Consider the following 20,733-nt stretch of genomic DNA (forward strand, 5'->3'; position numbering starts at 1 on the left):
ATGCAGGTTCTGTCGGTCACGCCCGAAATCTTCCCGCTGATCAAGACCGGCGGTCTGGCCGACGTGACCGGCGCCCTGCCGATCGCGCTGGCTGGCAAGGGCGTGGCGATGCGCACGCTGGTTCCCGGCTATCCCGTCGTGATGGCTGCCTTCGCCAAGAAGAAACCCGTCTACCAGTATCCGTTGCTGCAGGGCGGCAAGGCTTCGATCCATGCCGTCAAGATCGGCGACCTCGACCTCTTCGTTTTGGACGCGCCGCATCTCTTCGATCGCCAGGGCGGCCCTTACGGCACCGCATCCGGCGCCGACTGGCCGGACAATTGGCGCCGCTTTGCGGCGCTGAGCCAGGTCGGCGGCGACATTGCCGGGGGCGCGATCTCCGGTTACCAGCCCGACATCGTGCATGCCCATGACTGGCAGTCGGCGATGACGCTTGCCTATATGCGCTACGGCAAGGCGGTCGGCGTGCCGTCGCTGATCACCGTGCACAACCTTGCCTTCCAGGGCCAGTTCGGCGCCGGCATCTTCGGCGAGCTCGGCCTGCCGGGTGTGGCGATGCAACTCGACGGCGTCGAATATTATGGCGGCGTCGGCTTTCTGAAGGCCGGTCTGCAGGCGGCCTGGGCGATCACCACGGTGAGCCCGACCTATGCGCAGGAAATCCGTTCGGCGGAGTTCGGCATGGGCCTCGACGGCCTGATCAACATGCGCGCCACCGACCTCTACGGCATCGTCAACGGCATTGATGTCGACATCTGGAATCCCGAGACGGACAAGCATCTGGTCGCCAAATACTCAGCGACGACTCTCGAAGCCCGCGCGAAGAACCGCAAGGCGGTCGAGGAGCGCTTCGGCCTGGAGGCGGATGGCAGCCCGATCGTCTGCGTCGTCAGCCGGCTGACCTGGCAGAAGGGCATGGACATCCTGGCGGCGGTCGTCGACGGCATCGTCGCCGCCGGCGCGCGCCTCGCCATCCTCGGCTCGGGCGATGCCGGCCTCGAAGGCACGCTGCTTGCCGCCGCCGCGCGCCATCGCGGCCGCGTCGGCGTCGTCGTCGGTTACGACGAGGGGCTTTCGCATGTCATGCAGGGCGGCTGCGACGCCATCATCATCCCGTCGCGCTTCGAGCCCTGCGGGCTGACCCAGCTCTACGGCCTGCGCTATGGCTGCGTGCCGGTCGTCGCCAGGACTGGCGGTTTGGCCGACACCATCATCGACGCCAACGAGGCGGCCTTGTCGGCCGGCGTCGCCACCGGTTTCCAGTTCGCGCCCAACAATGGCGGCGCGATGCTCCATGCCATCCAGCGGCTGGTCGAGCAGCATGCGCGGCCGGCGACCTGGGCCTCGATCCAGCGCCAGGGCATGAAGGCCGATGTCTCCTGGGACAAGAGCGCCGAAAAATACGTCGAACTCTATCGCTTGCTGCTTTCGAAAAGGGCTGCCTGAGGCATGATAAAAACCGTCCCCACCAAACCCTATACCGACCAGAAGCCCGGCACGTCCGGCCTGCGCAAGAAGGTGCCTGTGTTCCAGCAGGAGCACTACGCCGAAAACTTCATCCAGTCGATCTTCGACGCGCTGGACGGTTTTCAGGGCAAGACGCTGGTGATCGGCGGCGACGGCCGCTTCTACAACCGCGAGGTCATCCAGAAGGCGATCGCCATCGCCGCCGGCAACGGCTTCGGCAAGGTGATGGTCGGCCAGGGCGGCATTCTCTCGACACCCGCCGCCTCCAACGTCATCCGCAAATACAAGACATTCGGCGGCATCATCCTGTCGGCAAGCCACAATCCCGGCGGCCCGCATGAGGATTTCGGCATCAAGTACAATGCCGGCAATGGCGGCCCGGCGCCGGAAAAGATCACCGACGCGATCTTCGCCAAGTCGAAGGAGATCAAGAGCTTCAAGATCGCCGATATCGGCGAGATCGACATCGACACGATCGGCACCGTCAAGGCCGGCGATATGACGGTCGAGATCATCGACCCGGTCAAGGACTATGCCGAATTGATGGAGACCCTGTTCGACTTCGACGCGTTGAGGAAGCTCTTCAAATCGGGTTTCCGGATGCGCTTCGACGCCATGCACGCGGTGACCGGTCCCTATGCCAAGGAGATTCTGGAACGCCGGCTCAGCGCGCCGGACGGCACCTGCCGCAACTTCAAGCCGCTGCCGGACTTCGGCGGTCATCATCCCGATCCGAACCTCGTGCACGCCAAGCATCTTTATGATGAGATGATGGGCCCCGACGCGCCCGACTTCGGCGCCGCGTCGGACGGCGACGGGGACCGCAATCTGATCATCGGCAAAGGCATCTTCGTCACCCCGTCGGACTCGGTGGCGATGCTCGCCGCCAATGCCAAACTGGCGCCGGGCTACAAGGACGGCCTGAAGGGCATTGCCCGCTCGATGCCGACCAGCGGCGCCGCCGACCGCGTCGCCGAAAAGCTCGGCATCGGCATCTACGAGACGCCGACCGGCTGGAAGTTCTTCGGCAACCTGCTCGACGCCGGCATGGCGACCATCTGCGGCGAGGAAAGCGCCGGCACCGGCTCCAACCATGTGCGCGAGAAGGACGGCCTTTGGGCGGTGCTTCTGTGGCTCAACATCCTCGCCGCGCGCGGCGAGAGCTGCAAACAGGTCGTCACCGAGCACTGGGCGACCTACGGCCGCAACTACTATTCGCGCCACGACTATGAAGAGGTCGAGAGCGACCGCGCCAACGCGCTGGTGGATGAGCTGCGCGCCAAGCTCGGCTCGCTCCCCGGAACGAGCGTGCGCGGCCTGAAGATCGCCAAGGCCGACGATTTTGCCTATCACGATCCGGTCGACGGCTCGGTGAGCAAGAACCAGGGCATCCGGATATTGTTCGAAGGTGGCTCGCGCGTCGTGCTGCGCCTCTCCGGCACCGGCACCTCTGGCGCGACGCTGCGCGTCTATATCGAGCGATACGAACCGGACAAGGCCAGGCACGACCTCGACACGCAGGAAGCGCTGGCCGACTTGATCGCCGCCGCCGACGACATCGCCGGCATCAAGAGCCACACCGGCCGCAACAAGCCGAGCGTGATTACTTGAGGGGGGTAGCAGGCTCCTTTCCTTCCCCCTTTGTGGGGGAAGGTGGATCGGCGCGCAGCGCCGAGACGGATGAGGGGTGTTGGCCGGATCGCCGGCATCGCCAAGCTGGAGCACCCCTCATCCGTCGCCTTCGGCGACACCTTCTCCCACAAGGGGAGAAGGGGGAGCCTACATGACCCTCGGCGCCGTCATCACTCCCGAAGGCATCCGCTTTGCCGCCTGGTCCTCATCGGCGCGACGCCTCTGGGTCTCGCTCTTCGACGACAGCGGCAACCGCGAAACCGACCGGCTGGAGCTGAAGCCTGAAGGCGAGGGGGTGTTTGACCTCCTCGTCGCCGGCCTCGCCGAGGGCACGAGATACGGCTTTCGAGCAGACGGTGACTACGCGCCGGAAAGCGGCCTGTGGTTCGATCCGGACAAGCTGCTGGCCGACCCCTACGCCATCGAGATCGATCGTCCCTATCAATATCACTGGCGTCTCGCCGCCAAACGTAACGAGGGCGCCGACACTGCACCCCTGATGCCCAAGGCAATCGTGGTAGCGCCGCTTGAGGTGGTGGCGCCTTTGCCACCCCTCTTCAATCCCGGCGGCCTGATTTACGAACTGAATGTCCGCTCCTTCACCAGGCTCCATCCCGACATCCCGGAAGCGCAGCGCGGCACCATCGCGGCGCTCGCCCATCCCGCCATCATTGAGCACCTGAAACGTCTCGGCGTCTCTGCCGTCGAGCTGATGCCGGTCACCGCGTCGATCGACGAGCGGCATCTGCCGCCGCTGGGCCTCAGCAACGCCTGGGGCTACAACCCCGTCACCTTCATGGCGCTCGACCCGCGTCTTGCGCCTGGCGGCCTCAACGAGTTGCGCGACACCGTCGCCGCGCTGCGCAAGGCTGGCATCGGCACTATCCTGGACCTCGTCTTCAACCATACCGGCGAAAGCGACCGGCTCGGGCCAACGCTGTCGTTGCGTGGGCTCGATGCGCTGGCTTACTACGGGCATCAGCCGGATGGCCGGCTGGTCAACGACACCGGCACCGGCAACACCGTCGCCTGCGATCATCCGGTGGTGCGGGAGATGGTGCTCGACACGCTGCGCCACTTCGTCCGCTTCGCCGGCGTCGACGGCTTCCGTTTCGATCTGGCGCCGGTGCTCGGCCGCGTCGACGGCGCCTTCGATCCGGAGGCGCCGCTGCTCGGGGACATCGCTGGCGATCCGGTGCTCGCCGACCGCGTGCTGATCGCCGAGCCCTGGGATATCGGCCCGAACGGCTATCAGCTCGGCAATTTCCGCCCGCCCTATCTGGAATGGAACGACCGTTACCGCGACGATGTCAGGCGCTTTTGGCGCGGCGACGCCGGCGCGATCGGTGCGCTGGCGACACGGCTTGCCGGCTCCTCCGACGTCTTCGGCAGGGACGGCCGGCCGACGACCCGAACGGTCAACTTCATCGCCGCGCATGACGGAATGACGCTCGCCGATATCGTCGCCTATGAGCGCAAGCACAACGAGGCCAATGGCGAACAGAACCGCGACGGCCATAACGACAATCTGTCCTGGAACAACGGCGCCGAAGGCGAGACGGACGACGAGGCGATCAGCCTGGCCCGCTCCAACGACCGGCGCGCGTTGCTCGCCACCCTCTTTGCCTCGCGCGGCACCATTATGCTGACGGCCGGCGACGAGTTCGGCCGCACGCAAAACGGCAATAACAACGCCTATGCGCAGGACAACGCCATCACCTGGCTCGACTGGGCCGGCCGCGATCAGGCACTGGAGCGATACGCATCATCGCTGGCCACGCTGCGCCGCGCCTTCCCGGTGCTGGCGGATACACGCTTCCTGACCGGCGTGCCCGCCGTCGTATCGGAAGTCCCCGACGTCGCCTGGCTGAGCGAAACCGGCGCGCCGCTGGGTGAGGGCGATTGGAACGATCCCGGACGACACCGCCTCGTCATGCTGCTCGGCGATAGACAAGGCGAGCGCCTCGCGATCCTCGTCAATGGCGACCGCCGCCAATGCGTTTTCTACTTGCCGGCGCGCGAGGGTTTTGAGTGGCGCCCCGCAATCGAAGGACAGCCTGACGACATCGCGCGACCGCTCTCCGGACGCAGCGTCAATTTCATGATCGAGCAGCGTGCCGCTGAGGCGCGCAGCAGGAAGGGTTCCTAATGGCTGACGAGAATGCGGAGCGGAGGAGCGAATGGTGGCGCGGCTGCGTCATCTACCAGGTCTATCCGCGCTCCTTCCAGGACACGACCGGCAACGGCAGCGGTGACCTCAAGGGCATCACGTCGCGGCTCGCCCATATCGCGTCGCTCGGTGTCGACGCCGTCTGGCTCTCGCCCTTCTTCAAGTCGCCGATGGCCGATATGGGCTATGACGTGTCCGACTATCGCGACGTCGATCCGATGTTCGGCACGCTGGAGGATTTCGACGCGCTCATCGCTGAGGCGCACCGGCTCGGCCTGAGGCTCATCATCGACCAGGTGATCTCGCACTCTTCCGACAAGCACGAATGGTTCGTCGAAAGCCGCGCCAGCCGCGACAACGCCAAGGCTGACTGGTACGTCTGGGCCGATGCGAAGCCGGACGGCAGCGCGCCTAATAATTGGCAATCGCTATTCGGCGGCCCCGCTTGGGAGTGGGATGCCACCCGCCGGCAGTATTACATGCACAATTTCCTCGCCGCGCAGCCGGACTTGAATTTCCACAATCCGGAGGTCCAGGATGCGCTGCTCGACACCGTGCGCTTCTGGCTGGAGCGCGGCGTGGACGGTTTCCGGCTGGATACCGTCAACTACTATGTTCACGACCGCTGGCTGCGCGACAACCCGCCTTTGGCCGCGAGCGTCGCCGGCACCAACGGTGCGACCAGCACCTATGCCTTCCAGGAGCATCTCTTCGACAAGACGCGGCCCGAGAATCTCGAATTCCTGAAGCGCTTCCGCGCGCTGCTCGACGAATATCCGGACCGCGCTGCGGTCGGCGAGGTGGGCGACGAGGAGCGTTCGCTGCAGACGCTCGCCGCCTATGTCTCCGGCGGCGACAAATTGCAGATGTGCTACACTTTCGACCTGCTCAGCCCGCAATTTTCCGCCGCCCATGTGCGCGGCTGCGTCGAGGCATTCGAGACGACCGCCCCGGACGGCTGGGTCTGCTGGGCCTTCTCCAACCATGACGTCGTGCGCCACGTCAGCCGCTGGACACGGCCGGGCGAGAGTCCCGACGCGATGGCGAAGTTCTCGATCGCGCTGCTGTCATGCCTGCGCGGCTCGATCTGCCTCTACCAGGGCGAGGAGCTTGGCCTCGAAGAAGCGGAACTCGCCTATGAGGATCTGCGCGATCCCGTCGGCATCCGCTTCTGGCCGGTCGTGAAGGGCAGGGACGGCTGCCGCACGCCGATGCTCTGGCAGGCGGACGCCGAAAATGCCGGTTTCTCGACGGCCAAGCCCTGGCTGCCGGTGCCGCTGGCGCATCGCGGCCGCGCGGTCGACATTCAGGATGGCGAGGGCGGTTCCGTGCTCGCGGCCTATCGTTCGATCCTTGGCCTGCGCAGGCGCCATCCGGCGCTGATCGCCGGCTCGATCCGTTTTCTCGAGGCCGAGGGCGATGTGCTGGCCTTCATACGCCAGCGGGAGGATGAGAGACTGCTGTGCGTCTTCAACTTCGCCGCCGAGCCGGCGAGCTGGGCGCTGCCGGCCGAGATTGGGGATGTCGAGATAACGGCCTTTGACGTCGACGCCGCCGGCGTTCTTGGCGGCGTTGTCGAGGAGAGCGTGCTGGCGCTGCCGCCCCTGGGCAGTTTCGTCGGAAGGATTGGCTGATAGCGGGCTACTGGACGAGCACCGAGCGGCCGCAGGTCGCGCCGGTCACGCGCACATCGGCCTCGCCGACATGCACGCCGAGCGCCCCAAGCACATTGTAGACCAGGTCGTCGACCGGCGCGGTCACGCCGTTGAGCAGCGTTGTCACCGCCGGCTTGACCGCGCCGAGCAGGGCGGTCACATCGAGGCCGAGCCCCAGCGCATTGACCGAAAGCGACAGGTTGTTGATCAACGATGTTGTGAGCGACTGCGTCAGGTTCCTTGTCGACACCGTCTTGATTGCCTTGTTGGCGATGTCGGCGGCACTATAGGTCAGCGTGGTCGGCGCCATGTTGGTGATTGAAAAGGCCGACGATCCTTTGATCTGCAGCAGGTTGAGGTTGATCAGCAGCAGCTTGAGGCTGACATCCGCGATCTCGGCGTCGGAGAAGGATTGCGGCTTGGTGAAGTCCGCGAAACCACTGGTATTGCTGTCGGCCAGATGAGCCTCGACGACACCCGGCTGCGCCGCGATCGAGACCTTGATGCTGGAGGGGCCGGTCGGGCAGGTGATATCGGTCAGCTTGGCCTCGGCATAGGCGACCTCGATATTGAGCGGCAGGTTGACAGCAAGCAGATTGATGCCGCCGCCCAGATTCACACCTGCATTGCCGTTTCCATTTGCATTGCCGTAGCCGTTGCCATTGTTGCCGTTTCCAATGCCGACGCTGGCGTTGAGCTTGATGCGCGTCTGCGCCGTGCGCACCACGGTGCCTGCTTCTCCCACCGCCAGCCAGGCCGAGTTTTGCATCGGCTCGCCGATGGCTATCGAAACCGTCGTCGATGTCAGCCCGGGTATGGTGGCGCCGAGATTGACCGCGACCTGATTGGTGCCATTGGCCAGAGCGGCCGCCGCGGTGACCATGCTGAGCGCGCTGGCCGTCACGTTAAGCCCAGCCGGCTTTTGCCCGATGCCGAGATCGCCGACCGAGCCGAGGTCGATAAAGGTGCTGAGCGGAATCTTGACCGTGCTGGTGGCGCTGGAAGCCATGGTCTGCAGGGCGATCTTGGCCGGGTGGTCGAGCCCGGGCACATTGGCCATGGCGGTGGCGATCTGGCCGATCGTTGCCTTGGAGGCGAGCACGTCGGAATAGCTCACGCCGGTCAGGTGCAATTGCGTCGCCAGCGCATCGGTGAACGAAAGAACGTCGACATCAGCCGACACCAGTGAATTGTAATCCATCACGCTGAGCGAGATGTTGCCGCCGAGAAGGCCGCCAAGAAGCGCGTTGAGAATGCCGCCGTTGAGGCTGGCGAGTCGCGAACCGACCGAGAAAGCCGCTTGCGGCTGCGCGCTGGCGATTGCCGTCGTGCCGAGTGTGGGCGGCGCCATGATCGAGCCGGCGAAATAGAGCGTGCCTTGCTTCTTCAGCGACACCTGCACGGCATTGTAGGGCAGCTTGCCCGCCTCGAACCGGTTGCCGGCGGCAATGGTGCTGACGCCTGTGTAGCGCCCCGGCACGATCTGGACGACCGCCTTGGTGGCGGTTGGCGCCACGTTGGTGCCTTGTTGCTGCACCGCGACCGAGGTGATGCCGTTGTCGGCGAGCGTCGTCAGCACCGCCTGCCGGGCATTGGTGATGTTCGAGGCCGCGGTGATGGCGGCGAGGTCGACGATCGACTGCGCGGCACGGCGCTCGTTGTAAAGGGAACCCTCGTCGATCGCGAAGGCGGTCAGCGCCAGCGCCACTGGCGTGCACAGCGCCGTCATGACGGCGAAATTCGCGCTACGGTCGGCGACGAGCCTCCTCGTCGCCGCCATCAATCCCCCCTTGATGGACATCATATGCCTCCGACACGAATCGTCGACTGGCGCTGTATCGTCGTACCCGGCAGCGGCAGCGTCCTGAACAGGTTCCAGATCGGCAGGTTGCGCGCATCGTAGGTGACGGAGACGATGAACTGGCTGCCGTCGGCGACACTGTCCTGTGCGTTGACGGTCAGCTTGTTGGGATCGACGAACGGATAGCCCGAGACGTCGTGAGCAATGAAATTGGTCACCAGTGCTTGCCGTTCGGTCTGGTTGAGGCCGGCGATCGCCGTTCGCGCCGCATCGGCGGCGATCTGCTGCACTGAGTGGCTGGCGCCGAAATAGATTCCGTATGCAACCATGCCGAGCAAAAGCAGGATGAAGACCGGCGCAAGCATGGCGAATTCAATCGCCGACGTGCCCGTGGCGTCTGCCCGGAAAAAAGACCAAGAGACAAGGAATTTTCGGTTTTTCAGCATGTTGCGGAGAATGCCAAAACCTGCTTGCAAAAACAGAAAACGCATCGAACAACCGGCAGGTGTGCCAAGTTGAAGTAAGGTTTTGAGCATTAGTTTTCGCTGTTTTAGCGTGATGACGCTCACTTTGCGTCAAGCAGGCAATGGTTGAAATAAGATTTCGGTCTGTCTAGTGTCCTGCCACCAGCCACCGGAAGGGACCGGTGGCACGCCTGAAAGGGGCCGTTTCAACGGTTCCGGGGCGTCAACATTTAAGAAAGGCGCGGCTGAGGGGCTGCGCCGACAGGGAGAACTTCATGCTGACAAACATGCTGAAGGCGACGGCGTTCGCCACCACCTTGGCTCTGGCCACGGGCTCCTTCTACACGCATGCTTTCGCCGAAATCGTCTACAACCGCGGCAGCGCCGCGGAGGCGGAGACGGTCGATCCACACAAGACGTCGACGACCTACGAAGCCGATATCATACGCGACCTGTTCCAGGGCCTCGTCATGCATGACCAGAAGACGAACCTCATTCCGGGCGCCGCCGAAAGCTGGACGGTGTCCGACGACGGCACGGTCTACACCTTCAAGCTGCGCAAGGACGGCCTCTGGTCGGACGGCACCCCGGTGACGGCGGACGACTTCGTCTATTCGTTCCATCGGCTGGAAGATCCGGCCACCGCCGCGGAATACGCCTCGATGCTCTATCCGGTGAAGGGCGCCGAGGACTTCAACACCAAGAAAGGCAAGGCCGAGGATATGGGCGTGAAGGCGATCGACGCCAACACGCTTGAAGTCACGCTGAAGGCGCCGACGCCTTATTTCCTGGAGATGCTGACCCATCAGGCGACCTATCCGGTCAACAAGGCTTCCATTGACAAGCTCGGCGCCGATTGGATCAAGCCCGGCAAGCTGGTTTCCAACGGCGCCTATACGCTGGCCGAATGGGTACCCAACGACCATCTCAAGATGGTCAAGAATCCGAAATTCTGGGACGCAGCGAGCGTCAAGCTCGACGTGGTGAACTACATCCCGACCGAGGATCGCTCGTCGGCGATGAAGCGCTTCGAGGCTGGTGAGCTCGACAGCTATGGTGACCTGCCAACCGAGCAGCTCGCCGATCTCAAAGCCAAATTCGGTGACCAGGTCCGTGTCGGGCCATATCTCGGCACCTATTATTATGCGGTCAAGACCGACAAGGCGCCGTGGGACAATGTCGAGCTGCGCAACGCCATCTCGATGGCGATTGATCGCGACTTCCTGGCCGAGAAGGTCTGGCAGAACTCGATGCTGCCTGGATATTCGATGGTGCCTCCGGGCATCGAGGGCTACACGCCGTCGCTGGCCAAATACGCCGACATGCCGCAGATCGATCGCGAAGATGCGGCCAAGAAGATCCTGGAGAAGCTCGGCTACACGCCCGAGCATCCGCTGAAGATGGAAATCCGCTACAACACCTCGGAAAACCATAAGAATACGGCGGTTGCTATCCAGGAACAGCTGAAGCCGCTCGGCGTCGAGGTCACGCTGCTCAACACCGACACCAAGACCCACTACGGCTTCCTCGAGCAGAAGGGCAACTACGACGTCGCTCGCGCGGCCTGGATCGCCGACTACAAGGATCCGGAGACCTTCCTCGGCATCTCGCGCAAGGCGAGCGGCAACAACTACTCGAACTACAACAGCCCGGCCTATGAGGCTGCGATGGACAAGGCGGCCGCTGCCGGCGGCAAGCCCGAAGAGCGCATGAAGGACCTCGCCGAGGCCGAGCGCATCCTCGTCGACGATGTCGGCGAGATTCCGCTTCTCTACTACAGCTATCACGACATCGTTTCCTCGAAGCTGCATGGCTTCGAGGACAATGTGATGGACATTCATCCGTCCCGCTTCATCTCCAAGGACTGACAATCAACCTTGGCCGCGTCGCCGCTCTCTTTTCGAGAGCGGCGCTCGCGGTCTGTCGTCGTGCCGGGCCGAAAGTCGGGTTGGATTTTCGAGTGCCCCGGTGCGAAGATCAGAGATGCCAGCGCGCCACGATCTCGTCTGGAGAGCCGTCGCCCTGGCTGAAGCGGGGCGCCGATGCTGCGTTATGTCTTCCGGCGGCTGTTGACCGCCATCCCGACGCTGTTCGTCATCGTGACGGTGGCGTTCTTCCTGATCCGCGTCGCGCCTGGCGGCCCGTTCAACCAGGAGCGGGGCCTGAGCCCCGAGATCAGGGCCAATCTCGAAGCCCAGTTCGGCCTCAACGATCCGCTCTGGCTGCAATATCTCCACTATCTCGGCAATCTTTTGCGTGGCAGTTTCGGCCCGAGCTACAATTTGCCGGATTTCACCGTCACCGAACTCTTCGCCAAGGGCCTGCCGATCTCCGTTCAGCTCGGCACGTCGGCATTGGTGCTGGCGCTGATTGTGGGCTCGATCCTGGGTACGATCGCGGCGCTCAACCAGAACAAAATCGCCGACTATTCGGTGATCGCGCTCGCCACTGCCGGCAGCACTATCCCGACCTTTGTCATCGCCCCGGTGATCCAGCTTGTCTTCGGGCTGTCCTGGAAGCTTTTACCGATCGGCGGCTGGGGCGACGGCGCCTTGATCAACAAGGTCGGCCCCGTGCTGACGCTGGCCTTGCCGCAGATCGCCATCGTCGCCCGCCTGATGCGCGGCTCGATGATCGAGAGTCTGCGCTCCCACCACATCCGCACCGCCCGCGCGCTCGGTCTCTCCGACTGGTCGGTGGTGGTCAAGCACGCGCTACGCGGCGCCGTGCTGCCGATCGTCTCCTTCACCGGCCCGGCGGCCGCGGCCCTGCTCACCGGCTCGATCATTGTCGAGACGATCTTTTCCATCCCCGGCGTCGGCCGCTACTTCGTCGATGCCGCGCTCAACCGCGACTACACGCTGGTCATGGGAACCGTGGTGGTGATCGCGCTCTTCACCATCGTCTTCAACCTGATCGTCGATCTTCTCTACGCGGTCGTTGATCCGAGGGTGCGCTATGACTGACCTTGCCGTCGCCGTGCCCGAGCCGATCGTCGGCCGCTCGCTCTGGGGCAACGCCTGGGCGCGGCTGAAGCGCAACCGCGCCGCCATGTTCAGCCTTTATTACCTGGCCTTCATCGCCGTCATCAGCGTGTTCGGCCCAATGGTGGTGCCGCATGAATACACAACCATCTACGGCGACTATGTGCGCATGCCGCCGAGCCTGTCGGCCTATCCGAAGCCCGACATGATCCAGGGCGCGCTGGGCGACGCCATCAAGCGCATGCGCGCCGACATCAAGGAATGGCATCAGGACGGCAATCGCGTCATCGTCACCGTAACCTCGACCAGGCCGATCGACGACCGCAACATTCGCTATCTCGACCGCTCCGACGCTTTCGACGACACCAGGATCGAGAACAAGTCGCCCGACGGCCGCGAAGTGACGATGAGCTCGGCCGTCAAGCAGCAATATTTCTACTTCGGCACCGACAACACCGGACGCGACCTGCTTTCGCGAACACTGATGGCCGGCCGCATCTCGCTCGCCATCGGCCTGCTTGCCGGCGTCGTCGCCGGCGTCATCGGCGTCATCTACGGCGCGACTGCGGGCTTCGCCGGCGGCCGGGTCGACGAGGTTATGATGCGGATCGTCGACGTGCTCTATTCGCTGCCCTTCATCTTCTTCGTCATCATGCTGGTGGTGTTCTTCGGCCGCAACTTCGTGCTGATGTTCCTGGCGGTGGGCGCCGTGCTGTGGCTCGACATGGCCCGCATCGTGCGCGGCCAAGCGCTGTCGATCCGCAGGCAGGAATATGTCCAGGCGGCGGAAGCGATGGGCGTCGGCCAGCGCGGCATCCTGCTCCGCCATGTCATCCCCAACCTGCTTGGTCCGGTCGTGATCTACATGACGCTCTTGGTGCCGCAGGTCATCATCCTGGAGAGCTTCCTTTCCTTCCTGGGCCTCGGCGTGCAGGAGCCGATGACCAGCTGGGGCGTGCTGATCTCGGTCGGCGCCAAGAACATCGGTTACGCCAACTGGCTGCTTCTGTTCCCGGCCTTCTTCCTCGTCTCGACGCTGTTCGCGCTGAACTTCGTCGGCGACGGCCTGCGCGACGCGCTCGACCCGAAAGATCGATAAAGATGGGGACCGCCGACATGGCCGCCGAAACGATCCTCAGCGTCAAGGACCTGCGCGTCCGCTTCCAGACCCTCGACGGCCCGGTCGAGGCGGTGAAAGGTATCAACATCAAGGTCAATGCCGGCGAGACCGTCGCCGTCGTCGGCGAATCCGGCTCCGGCAAGAGCCAGACGATGATGGCGGCGATGAGCTTGCTGTCTTCCAATGGCGAGGCGACTGGCCATGTCGACTATCGCGGCAGCAATCTTCTGACCATGACCAAGAGCGAGCTCAACAAGGTTCGCGGCCGCAAGATCAGCATGATCTTCCAGGAGCCGATGACCTCGCTCGACCCGCTCTACACCATCGGCAATCAGCTGATCGAGCCGATCCGCCGGCACCGCGGGCTCTCCGGACCGGCGGCGCGCGAAGAAGCGCTGAAGCTGCTCAGGCTGGTGCACATCCCCGATCCCGAGCGGCGCATGAAATCCTACCCGCACGAAATGTCGGGAGGCCAGCGTCAGCGCGTCATGATCGCCATGGCTCTCGCCAACGATCCCGACATCCTGATCGCCGACGAGCCGACGACGGCGCTCGACGTCACCATCCAGGCGCAGATCCTGATGCTGCTGGCCGAACTGCAGCGCAAGCTCGGCATGGCGATCGTCTTCATCACCCACGATCTCGGCATCGTGCGCCGTTTCGCCGACCGGGTCTATGTCATGCGCCAGGGCGAAGTGGTGGAGGAGGGCGCGGCGGAAGCGCTCTTCGCCAATCCGCAGCATGCCTACACCAAAATGCTGCTCGCGGCCGAGCCGACCGGCAGCAAGGCGGCGCCGCCGGCCAATTCGCCGGTGCTGCTCGAAGGCCGCAATGTTGAGGTCGTCTTCAAGATCGGCGGCGGTTTCCTCGGCGGCGAGCCGCTGATGCTGCGCGCGGTGGACAAGATCTCGGTCAGGCTGAAGCGCAACCAGACGATCGGCATCGTCGGCGAATCCGGTTCGGGCAAGTCTACGCTCGGTCGCGCCTTGCTCAGGCTCCTCCCCAGCGACGGCGTTATCCGCTTCGGCGACCGCGACATCTCAGAAGCCGATCGCCAGGCGATGCGGCCGCTCAGGCGCGAATTGCAGCTCGTCTTCCAGGATCCGTTCGGCTCGCTGTCGCCGCGCATGACCGTCGGCCAGGTGATCACCGAGGGCCTTCTGGTGCATGAGCCTTCGCTGACCGGCAAGCAGCGCGACCAGCGCGCCGTCGAGGCGCTGCGCGAGGTCGGCCTCGATCCTAACGCCCGCAACCGCTATCCGCACGAATTCTCCGGCGGCCAGCGCCAGCGCATCGCCATTGCCCGCGCCATGATCCTGAAGCCCAAAGTGGTGGTGCTGGACGAGCCGACCTCGGCGCTCGACCGTTCGGTGCAGAAGCAGATCGTGGAATTGCTGCGCAAGCTGCAGGCCGACCACGAGCTGTCCTATCTGTTCATCAGCCACGACCTCGCGGTGGTGCGCGCCATGGCCGACTACATCATCGTCATGAAGCAGGGAAAGATCGTCGAGGAAGGCCCGACGCAGGAAATCTTCGACAATCCGCGCGAGGCCTACACCCAGACGCTGATGAACGCGGCGATCGATTCGACACGGTTCCGCGTCAGCGCTTGAAGCCGGGCGAGCCCGACCGGGCGCCGGCTCACTGCGCGGAGGGGCACCGTTGCTTTCTGGCTGTGACGATCGCCTGCTGCTGTTGCTGCAGCCGTTCGATCCGGGCGGTTTCGCGATTGGCAACCACTGTCTTCACACGTTCGCCGCCGAGCAGCCAATTCGGCACGCTGGTATTGGCGACCTTGCCGCGGGCGATTGCGGTGCGCGAAATATCCGTGGCGGTGTCGCCCACCGCATTGTTGAGCTCGGCGCAGTTCATCTTGTCGTATTTCGCCGGGCTGATCGACGCGGTGGTCGATGAGCAGCCTGCCGTCAGAAGCAGCGTCGCGATCGAGATGGCTGTGAGCTTGAATGTCATTCTCTCATTTGGCCGTTCTGCTGGGGCCGCGCTTAGTCGAACCGGGACAGAACGCCATTAGGTCAAACTAAGGGCCGGCTGTCGAGCCCGATGGATGGCGGCAGCCGTTTCGGACGCCGGTGCGATGAGGAACCGCCTGGACGGGAGGTGATCGCCCCTCGCCTCGAAGCGCCATCGTGCGGGGCGGATGAGTTCAGCTCAGGTCTCTTTAGACCTCGGATAGATTTTGCCGGTATTGATCGGAGAAAAGGAGCAGGAAGTCATGACCGAAATCTGGCGCTCACTCCTCGCTAATCTTGCCCTGGTCTCCATCTTGGTCGTCGCCTGGGACCTTGTGGCTGATTTTACCGGACGCCTTCCACGGCTGGTGCAGTCGCTGCTTCTCGGCGTGGTCATGTGCGCCGGTTCGGTCATCTCCATGGCAACGGCTTTGTCCGTCTCGGGCTTCGTCGTCGATCTGCGGGCCGCCTTCATTGGTGCTGCCGCCTTCTTTGGCGGATGGCCGGCAATGTTCGTCGCGACCGCCGGCTCCATCGCCTACCGTGCCTATCTTGGCGGGCAGGGCGCGAGTGTAGGCATCATGAGCATCCTGATCACGGCCGTCGTCGGGCTGGCTTGGCACCATGTCGTCGCGGTCCGCTCGCGTACCATGCTCGATATACTCGGCCTTGGCGTGACGGTGGCGCTTGCCCCGCTGATCACGCTTGTGGTCATCCCTCAGCAGGTCCTGACCGGCTTGGTTCAGCAGAGCACGCTTCCTTCCCTGGTGTTCCGGTTTCTCGGCACCTTCATCATCGGCGTGCTGCTCGACCGGCAGCAGCGGCGTCGCGATCTCGCCATGTCCAACATGATCTACCGCGCCATGGTTCGCGAGCTGCCGGATTGCCTCAACGTGAAGGATGCCGCCGGCCGCTTCGTCGTTGCAAACCCCGCCACCGCCGAAATGATGCGCGCCGCATCGGCCGAGGACCTTATCGGCAAGACCGATTTCGATTTCTATCCAAAGGATATCGCCGAGCGTTTCAGGCAGGATGAAATGGGTCCCCTGGAAACGGGGCAGACATTGCGCATCGACCAGCCCGCGCTCTTCCTGGATGGTAGCCAGGGCTGGCTCTATACCTTGAAGGCTCCCTTCCGTGACGAGAGCGGCGAGATCGTCGGGGTCATCACCTACAATCGCGACATCACTGAGCAGAAGAAAAACGCGCAGCTCAAAAACGACTTCATCTCGACCGTCAGCCACGAACTGCGCACGCCGCTGACGTCCATTCGCGGCTCGCTCGGGCTGATCGCGGCGGGCGTCGCGGGCGAATTGCCGCCCAAGGCGGCCAATCTCGTCAACATCGCCCACAACAACAGCGAGAGGCTGGTTCTTCTCATCAACGATATCCTCGACATCGAGAAGATCGAATCGGGCGTCATCAGCTTCAAGATCAAGCAGATGGCGGTGCGACCGGTCCTGGAGCAGGCCATAGCCGCCAGTTCGAACTACATGGCCGAGAGCAGGATACGCATCGTCCTGGTCGACGATGCGCCGCGCGCCGAGGCCAATATCGACCCGGACCGTCTGCACCAGGTGATGGCGAACCTCCTGTCCAATGCGATCAAGTTCTCCGATCACGGCGGCGCCGTGATGGTGAAGCTGCAGCGCCGTGACGGCGGCATGCTGCGCATCTCCGTGATCGACCAGGGCGCCGGCATTCCCGAAGCATTCCGCAGCCGCGTATTCGGCAAGTTCGAGCAGGCCGACGCGTCCAGCACCCGCAGGAAGGGAGGCACGGGCCTCGGCTTGAGCATCGTCAAGACCATCGTGGAAAAGTTGGGTGGCGCCGTTTCCTTCGAGACGGAGGAAGGCAAGGGAACGTCGTTTCACGTCGACCTTGCGGAAGCGCAGAGGCAGGAGGCGAAACCGGTCTTCGTCGAGCGCCGGTCGAAGAAGCGCGACGGCCGTCTGCGTGTCCTGATCTGCGAGGACGAGCCCGATGTCGCCGCCGTGATCGCGGCTCTTCTCGATGCGGAAGGCTTCTCCAGTGACGTCGCCCCCGACATCGACACCGCCAAGGCTCTCCTTAGTTCCCGCGATTATGTGGCGCTGACGCTCGACATCAAGCTGGCGGGGGAATCCGGCATCAAGCTCTTCCATGATATCAGGGCGTCGAAGGTCAATTCCGACATCTCGGTCATCGTCATCTCTGCAGTCGCCGACGAGACCAGGCGTTCGCTGAACGGCACCGCGGTCGGCATCGTCGACTGGTTGGAAAAGCCGGTTGATCCGAAGCGCCTTCACGCCGCTCTCGCCAAGATCGTTGGCCGCAGGGTCGAGCCGAAGCCGCGGATTCTGCATGTCGAGGACGACGAGGGCGTGCTCGCGGTGATGTCGGAAGGACTGGGTTCGGGTGTCTCGATCACCTCGGCGAAAACGCTGAAGGACGCACAGCAGGCGATCGCGACCCATCGCTTCGATCTGGTCATCCTCGACATCGCGCTGCCAGACGGATCGGGGCTGGATCTGCTTGCCGATCTGCCGCTCGAAACAGGGGTCATCGTGTTCTCGGCGGCGGAGCTGGACGACAAGCTGGGCGATCGGGTCCAGGCGATCATGACCAAGACCAAGGCGTCGGAGATCGACGTCGCAAGGCTGGTCAGGAACATGTTGACCCGCCACGGCGCGGGAGCCAGCGCGCAAGCCAAGGAGTGACCCTCATGCCGGCAAGAATCCTTTATGTGGACGATGAGGACGACATCCGCGAAATCGCTCAGATGTCGCTGGAGCTCGAGCCGGAGTTCGAGGTGCGGTCCTGCGCATCGGGCGCCGCGGCGCTGGTCGATGCGGCAGCATGGCGGCCCGACCTCATTCTGCTCGACGTGATGATGCCGGACATGGACGGGCCGGAGACGCTTAAGCGCCTGGCCGCTTCGCCGCCGACGGCGTCGATACCCGTGGTGTTCATCACCGCGCGCACCCAGACGCATGAGGTCGAACGCTATCTCGCCATGGGCGCGGTGGGCGTCATCGCGAAGCCTTTCGACCCAATGGCGCTTGCCGGTGACGTGAAGAAGCTGCTTGCCTCGCGCGCCGGCGGTCCGGTGGCTTAGCAGGGAGAGCGCCGCCAGCGGCTAAAAGCCAGTCGGCAAGACCCTGCCCGGTGTTTAAGCCTCCTATACCATGCGCCGATATTCATCTACTGATTGCATTAAGGTGCGACTTGCGCGAATCGGCTTTGTCTATGATTTGCGCAGTCACTCAGCATGGAACGCATTTGGCGGATGCAGGTCCATGGGTGATCACTCCGGGGGGCGACGGAACCGGAGCAGGACTGGTGGATGGAACGAAGGCAAGAGTTCTGATCTGCGATGACGACCCGTTGTTGCTCGAGCTGATGGAATTCAGGCTGAGGGCGAAGGGATACGAGGTCATCAAGGCGGTCGACGGGGCGGAGGCGCTGGAGAAGGCGCAGCAGGGCGCCCCCGACGTCATCGTGCTCGACGCGATGATGCCGAAGGCCGACGGCCTTGAAGTGCTGGCGCGCATCAAGGGCGACCCGGCTTTGTCCGATACGCCGGTCATCATGCTGACTGCCCGTAAGGGCCAAAAGGACATTGTCTCGGCCTTGGACAAGGGCGCCGACGACTATCTGGTGAAGCCGTTCATTCCCGAGGAGCTTTTGGCTAGGCTCGCACGGCTGATCGCTCGCAAGAGCGGGAAGCGCTGATGCGGCGTGGCCGGCGCCTCAGCTTTGCCGCATGCCTGATCCTGGCTGTCGCCGCCGCTCCGCGCGGGGCCCTCGCGCAGACAGCCGACGAGCTCTACGCCTCAGCCGTGAAGGCGAGGCAGGCGCAGCATTTCGATGAGGCCGCCGACCTCTTGAAGCGCGCGCTGGCGCTCAAGCCAGACAATGCCGACGCGCTGGTCCAGCTTGGCTTCGCCGAGCTCGGCCGTAACGACCTTTCGTCCGCGCGCGACGCTTTCTCCAAGGCGCTTTCTGTTGCCCCGACCTACCGCGATGCCTCCTTCGGCTTGGCAGAGGTCGAGTTCCGCTCCGGCAATCTGGATGCTGCGCTGCCGCTGGCCGAGCAGGTCGCCAAGGCCGACCCGGCCAATGCCGATGCCGCAAAGCTGGTCGAGACCATCCGCGCGGCGAGACAGGCGGCGGCCAGCAAGCCAAAGCCGGCCGCCGCGGCCCCGGCGGCGGTGAAGAAACCACCGCATCACCGGCCCGATCCGGTTCCTGGCCTGTTTGAGAAGGGCAGGCGCCTGCGCGAAGCAGGCAAGCTCCCCGAAGCGGAGAAGGTCTATCGCCGCGCGCTCAAGCTGGCGCCGGAAGACACAGACATCCTGGTCGCGCTTGGCCTCGTCATCGGCTCCAGCCAGCGCTTCGACGAAGCCGACCATTTCTTCGACCGCGCGCTGGCCGTCAAGCCCGGCCTTCTCGACGCCAGGCTGGGCAAGGTCCGCCTGGCGATCTGGCAAGGCGACACGCCGCGCGCCCGGGCGCTGATCGATGGCGTGCTGGCGATCGTGCCGGACAATGTCGAGGCGCTCGATCTCGACGGCAGGATCGCCCTACTCGAGGCCGACTACACGCGGGCCGGGCGGTCGTTCCAGCGCGCGCTGGCACTGGAGCCGCGGAATGCCGAGGCGCTGGTGGGGATCGGCGATGTGCGCCGCGCCGCAGGCGACGATGAGGCCGCGCGGCAGGCCTATCATCAGGCGCTCGCCCTTCTGCCGGGCTCTGCCGATGTCGAGCAGAGGCTGGCCGTACCGCCGCCGCGCAACTGGCGACTCGACCTCGGCAGCGAGGTGAGCGATCTCACCAACGGGCTGGGCGACTGGACCGACAGTTCGGCCGGTCTTGCCTATCGGCTGTCGCCGCGCGCGACGATTTCCGGCCACACCCGGCTGGCGACCCGCTTCGGCCACACCGACGTCCAGATGGAGGGCCGCATCGACCAGGCCTTCACGCCGGTCTTCTCCGCCTATGCGCTCGCAGCAGTGACGCCGGACGCTGACTTCCTCGCCCGTTATTCGATCGGCGCAGGCGCGTCCTGGCAGGTCGTGGCGCCGGCAAAGGCGTTCGGCCCGCTCTCGCTCAACATCGACACCCGCTACGACAATTTCGCCGATACCAGCGTGACCAGCATCCAGCCTTGGTTGCAGGCCTATATCCTCGACGGCCGCCTGGGCCTCTCCGCCCGCTGGGTGCATGCCGAGGACGATACCGGGACGGTTGCGGACGGCTATGTGCTTCGCGCCGACCTTGCGGTGACGGAGCGCTTCAACCTCTTCGCCGGCTATGCCGACGCCCCCGAGATCGACGACGGCGCGCTGGTGCCGACGCGCACCGTCTTCGGCGGCATTTCCTTCGAGCTCAGCGATCCGCTGACGCTGCGCGCCAGCATCGCGCATGAAGAACGCCCGACCTTCGACCGCAACATCTTCGGCCTCGGCCTGACGGCGCGGTTCTGACC

The 20,733-nt window shown here is 64.2% G+C and carries 15 protein-coding genes; 12 read left to right on the forward strand and 3 right to left on the reverse strand.

The window, feature by feature from the left end:
• From glgA to E5X34_RS08720, 4 genes are all read left to right on the forward strand, one after another.
• Complete coding sequence (glgA, locus tag E5X34_RS08705) at positions 1-1,446, forward strand: glycogen synthase GlgA (protein WP_292563086.1); 1,446 nt, start codon at positions 1-3, stop codon at positions 1,444-1,446.
• 3 nt (positions 1,447-1,449) lie between these two features.
• Positions 1,450-3,078 carry an alpha-D-glucose phosphate-specific phosphoglucomutase gene (locus E5X34_RS08710; RefSeq protein WP_292563088.1) on the forward strand — a complete coding sequence of 543 codons (1,629 nt, stop codon included), beginning with the start codon at positions 1,450-1,452 and terminating at the stop codon, positions 3,076-3,078.
• Positions 3,079-3,250: 172 nt separating this feature from the next.
• Entirely contained in the window at positions 3,251-5,248 is a 1,998-nt protein-coding gene (gene glgX / locus E5X34_RS08715; protein ID WP_292563090.1) for a glycogen debranching protein GlgX, read from the forward strand.
• Positions 5,248-6,903, forward strand: a complete 1,656-nt coding sequence (locus E5X34_RS08720) for an alpha-glucosidase family protein (RefSeq protein WP_292563092.1) — start codon at positions 5,248-5,250, stop codon at positions 6,901-6,903. Before glgX ends, E5X34_RS08720 begins: the two co-directional genes overlap by 1 nt.
• A 7-nt stretch (positions 6,904-6,910) precedes the next feature.
• Here the strand turns inward: E5X34_RS08720 and E5X34_RS08725 are convergent, their stop codons facing one another.
• Both E5X34_RS08725 and E5X34_RS08730 read right to left on the reverse strand, forming a co-directional pair.
• The gene (locus E5X34_RS08725; protein ID WP_292563094.1) at positions 6,911-8,725 is read right to left on the reverse strand and encodes a pilus assembly protein TadG-related protein; all 1,815 of its coding nucleotides are present in this window, start codon (positions 8,723-8,725) and stop codon (positions 6,911-6,913) included.
• Positions 8,725-9,294 (reverse strand): TadE/TadG family type IV pilus assembly protein, encoded by a 570-nt coding sequence (locus E5X34_RS08730; RefSeq protein WP_292563096.1) that lies wholly within the window; start codon positions 9,292-9,294, stop codon positions 8,725-8,727. The genes E5X34_RS08725 and E5X34_RS08730 overlap by 1 nt, the downstream gene beginning before the upstream one ends.
• 170 nt (positions 9,295-9,464) lie before the next feature.
• Here E5X34_RS08730 and E5X34_RS08735 point away from each other — a divergent pair, with 170 nt between their 5' ends.
• The 4 genes from E5X34_RS08735 (at position 9,465) to E5X34_RS08750 (ending at position 14,906) form a co-directional block, all read left to right on the forward strand.
• Complete coding sequence (locus tag E5X34_RS08735) at positions 9,465-11,057, forward strand: peptide ABC transporter substrate-binding protein (RefSeq protein ID WP_292563097.1); 1,593 nt, start codon at positions 9,465-9,467, stop codon at positions 11,055-11,057.
• Between the two features lie 174 nt (positions 11,058-11,231).
• Positions 11,232-12,155 carry an ABC transporter permease subunit gene (locus E5X34_RS08740; protein ID WP_127386125.1) on the forward strand — a complete coding sequence of 308 codons (924 nt, stop codon included), beginning with the start codon at positions 11,232-11,234 and terminating at the stop codon, positions 12,153-12,155.
• On the forward strand, positions 12,148-13,272 hold the full coding sequence (locus E5X34_RS08745; protein WP_292563099.1) for an ABC transporter permease subunit: 1,125 nt from the start codon (positions 12,148-12,150) through the stop codon (positions 13,270-13,272). The genes E5X34_RS08740 and E5X34_RS08745 overlap by 8 nt, the downstream gene beginning before the upstream one ends.
• 17 nt (positions 13,273-13,289) lie before the next feature.
• A complete protein-coding gene (locus E5X34_RS08750) occupies positions 13,290-14,906 on the forward strand; it encodes an ABC transporter ATP-binding protein (protein ID WP_292563101.1) in 1,617 nt (538 codons plus the stop codon).
• A gap of 28 nt (positions 14,907-14,934) precedes the next feature.
• Here E5X34_RS08750 and E5X34_RS08755 read toward each other — a convergent pair whose 3' ends face one another.
• Positions 14,935-15,264 carry a hypothetical protein gene (locus tag E5X34_RS08755; RefSeq protein WP_292563102.1) on the reverse strand — a complete coding sequence of 110 codons (330 nt, stop codon included), beginning with the start codon at positions 15,262-15,264 and terminating at the stop codon, positions 14,935-14,937.
• Between the two features lie 262 nt (positions 15,265-15,526).
• Here E5X34_RS08755 and E5X34_RS08760 point away from each other — a divergent pair, with 262 nt between their 5' ends.
• From E5X34_RS08760 to E5X34_RS08775, 4 genes are all read left to right on the forward strand, one after another.
• A complete protein-coding gene (locus tag E5X34_RS08760; RefSeq protein ID WP_292563104.1) occupies positions 15,527-17,962 on the forward strand; it encodes an ATP-binding protein in 2,436 nt (811 codons plus the stop codon).
• A 5-nt stretch (positions 17,963-17,967) separates the two neighbouring features.
• On the forward strand, positions 17,968-18,360 hold the full coding sequence (locus E5X34_RS08765) for a response regulator (RefSeq protein WP_129554786.1): 393 nt from the start codon (positions 17,968-17,970) through the stop codon (positions 18,358-18,360).
• Positions 18,361-18,584: 224 nt separating this feature from the next.
• The gene (locus E5X34_RS08770) at positions 18,585-18,977 is read left to right on the forward strand and encodes a response regulator (RefSeq protein WP_292563106.1); all 393 of its coding nucleotides are present in this window, start codon (positions 18,585-18,587) and stop codon (positions 18,975-18,977) included.
• Complete coding sequence (locus E5X34_RS08775; protein WP_292563107.1) at positions 18,977-20,731, forward strand: YaiO family outer membrane beta-barrel protein; 1,755 nt, start codon at positions 18,977-18,979, stop codon at positions 20,729-20,731. Before E5X34_RS08770 ends, E5X34_RS08775 begins: the two co-directional genes overlap by 1 nt.
• The last annotated feature ends 2 nt before the right edge of the window (positions 20,732-20,733 follow it).

This window comes from Mesorhizobium sp., from assembly GCF_004963255.1.
Lineage (GTDB): Bacteria > Pseudomonadota > Alphaproteobacteria > Rhizobiales > Rhizobiaceae > Mesorhizobium.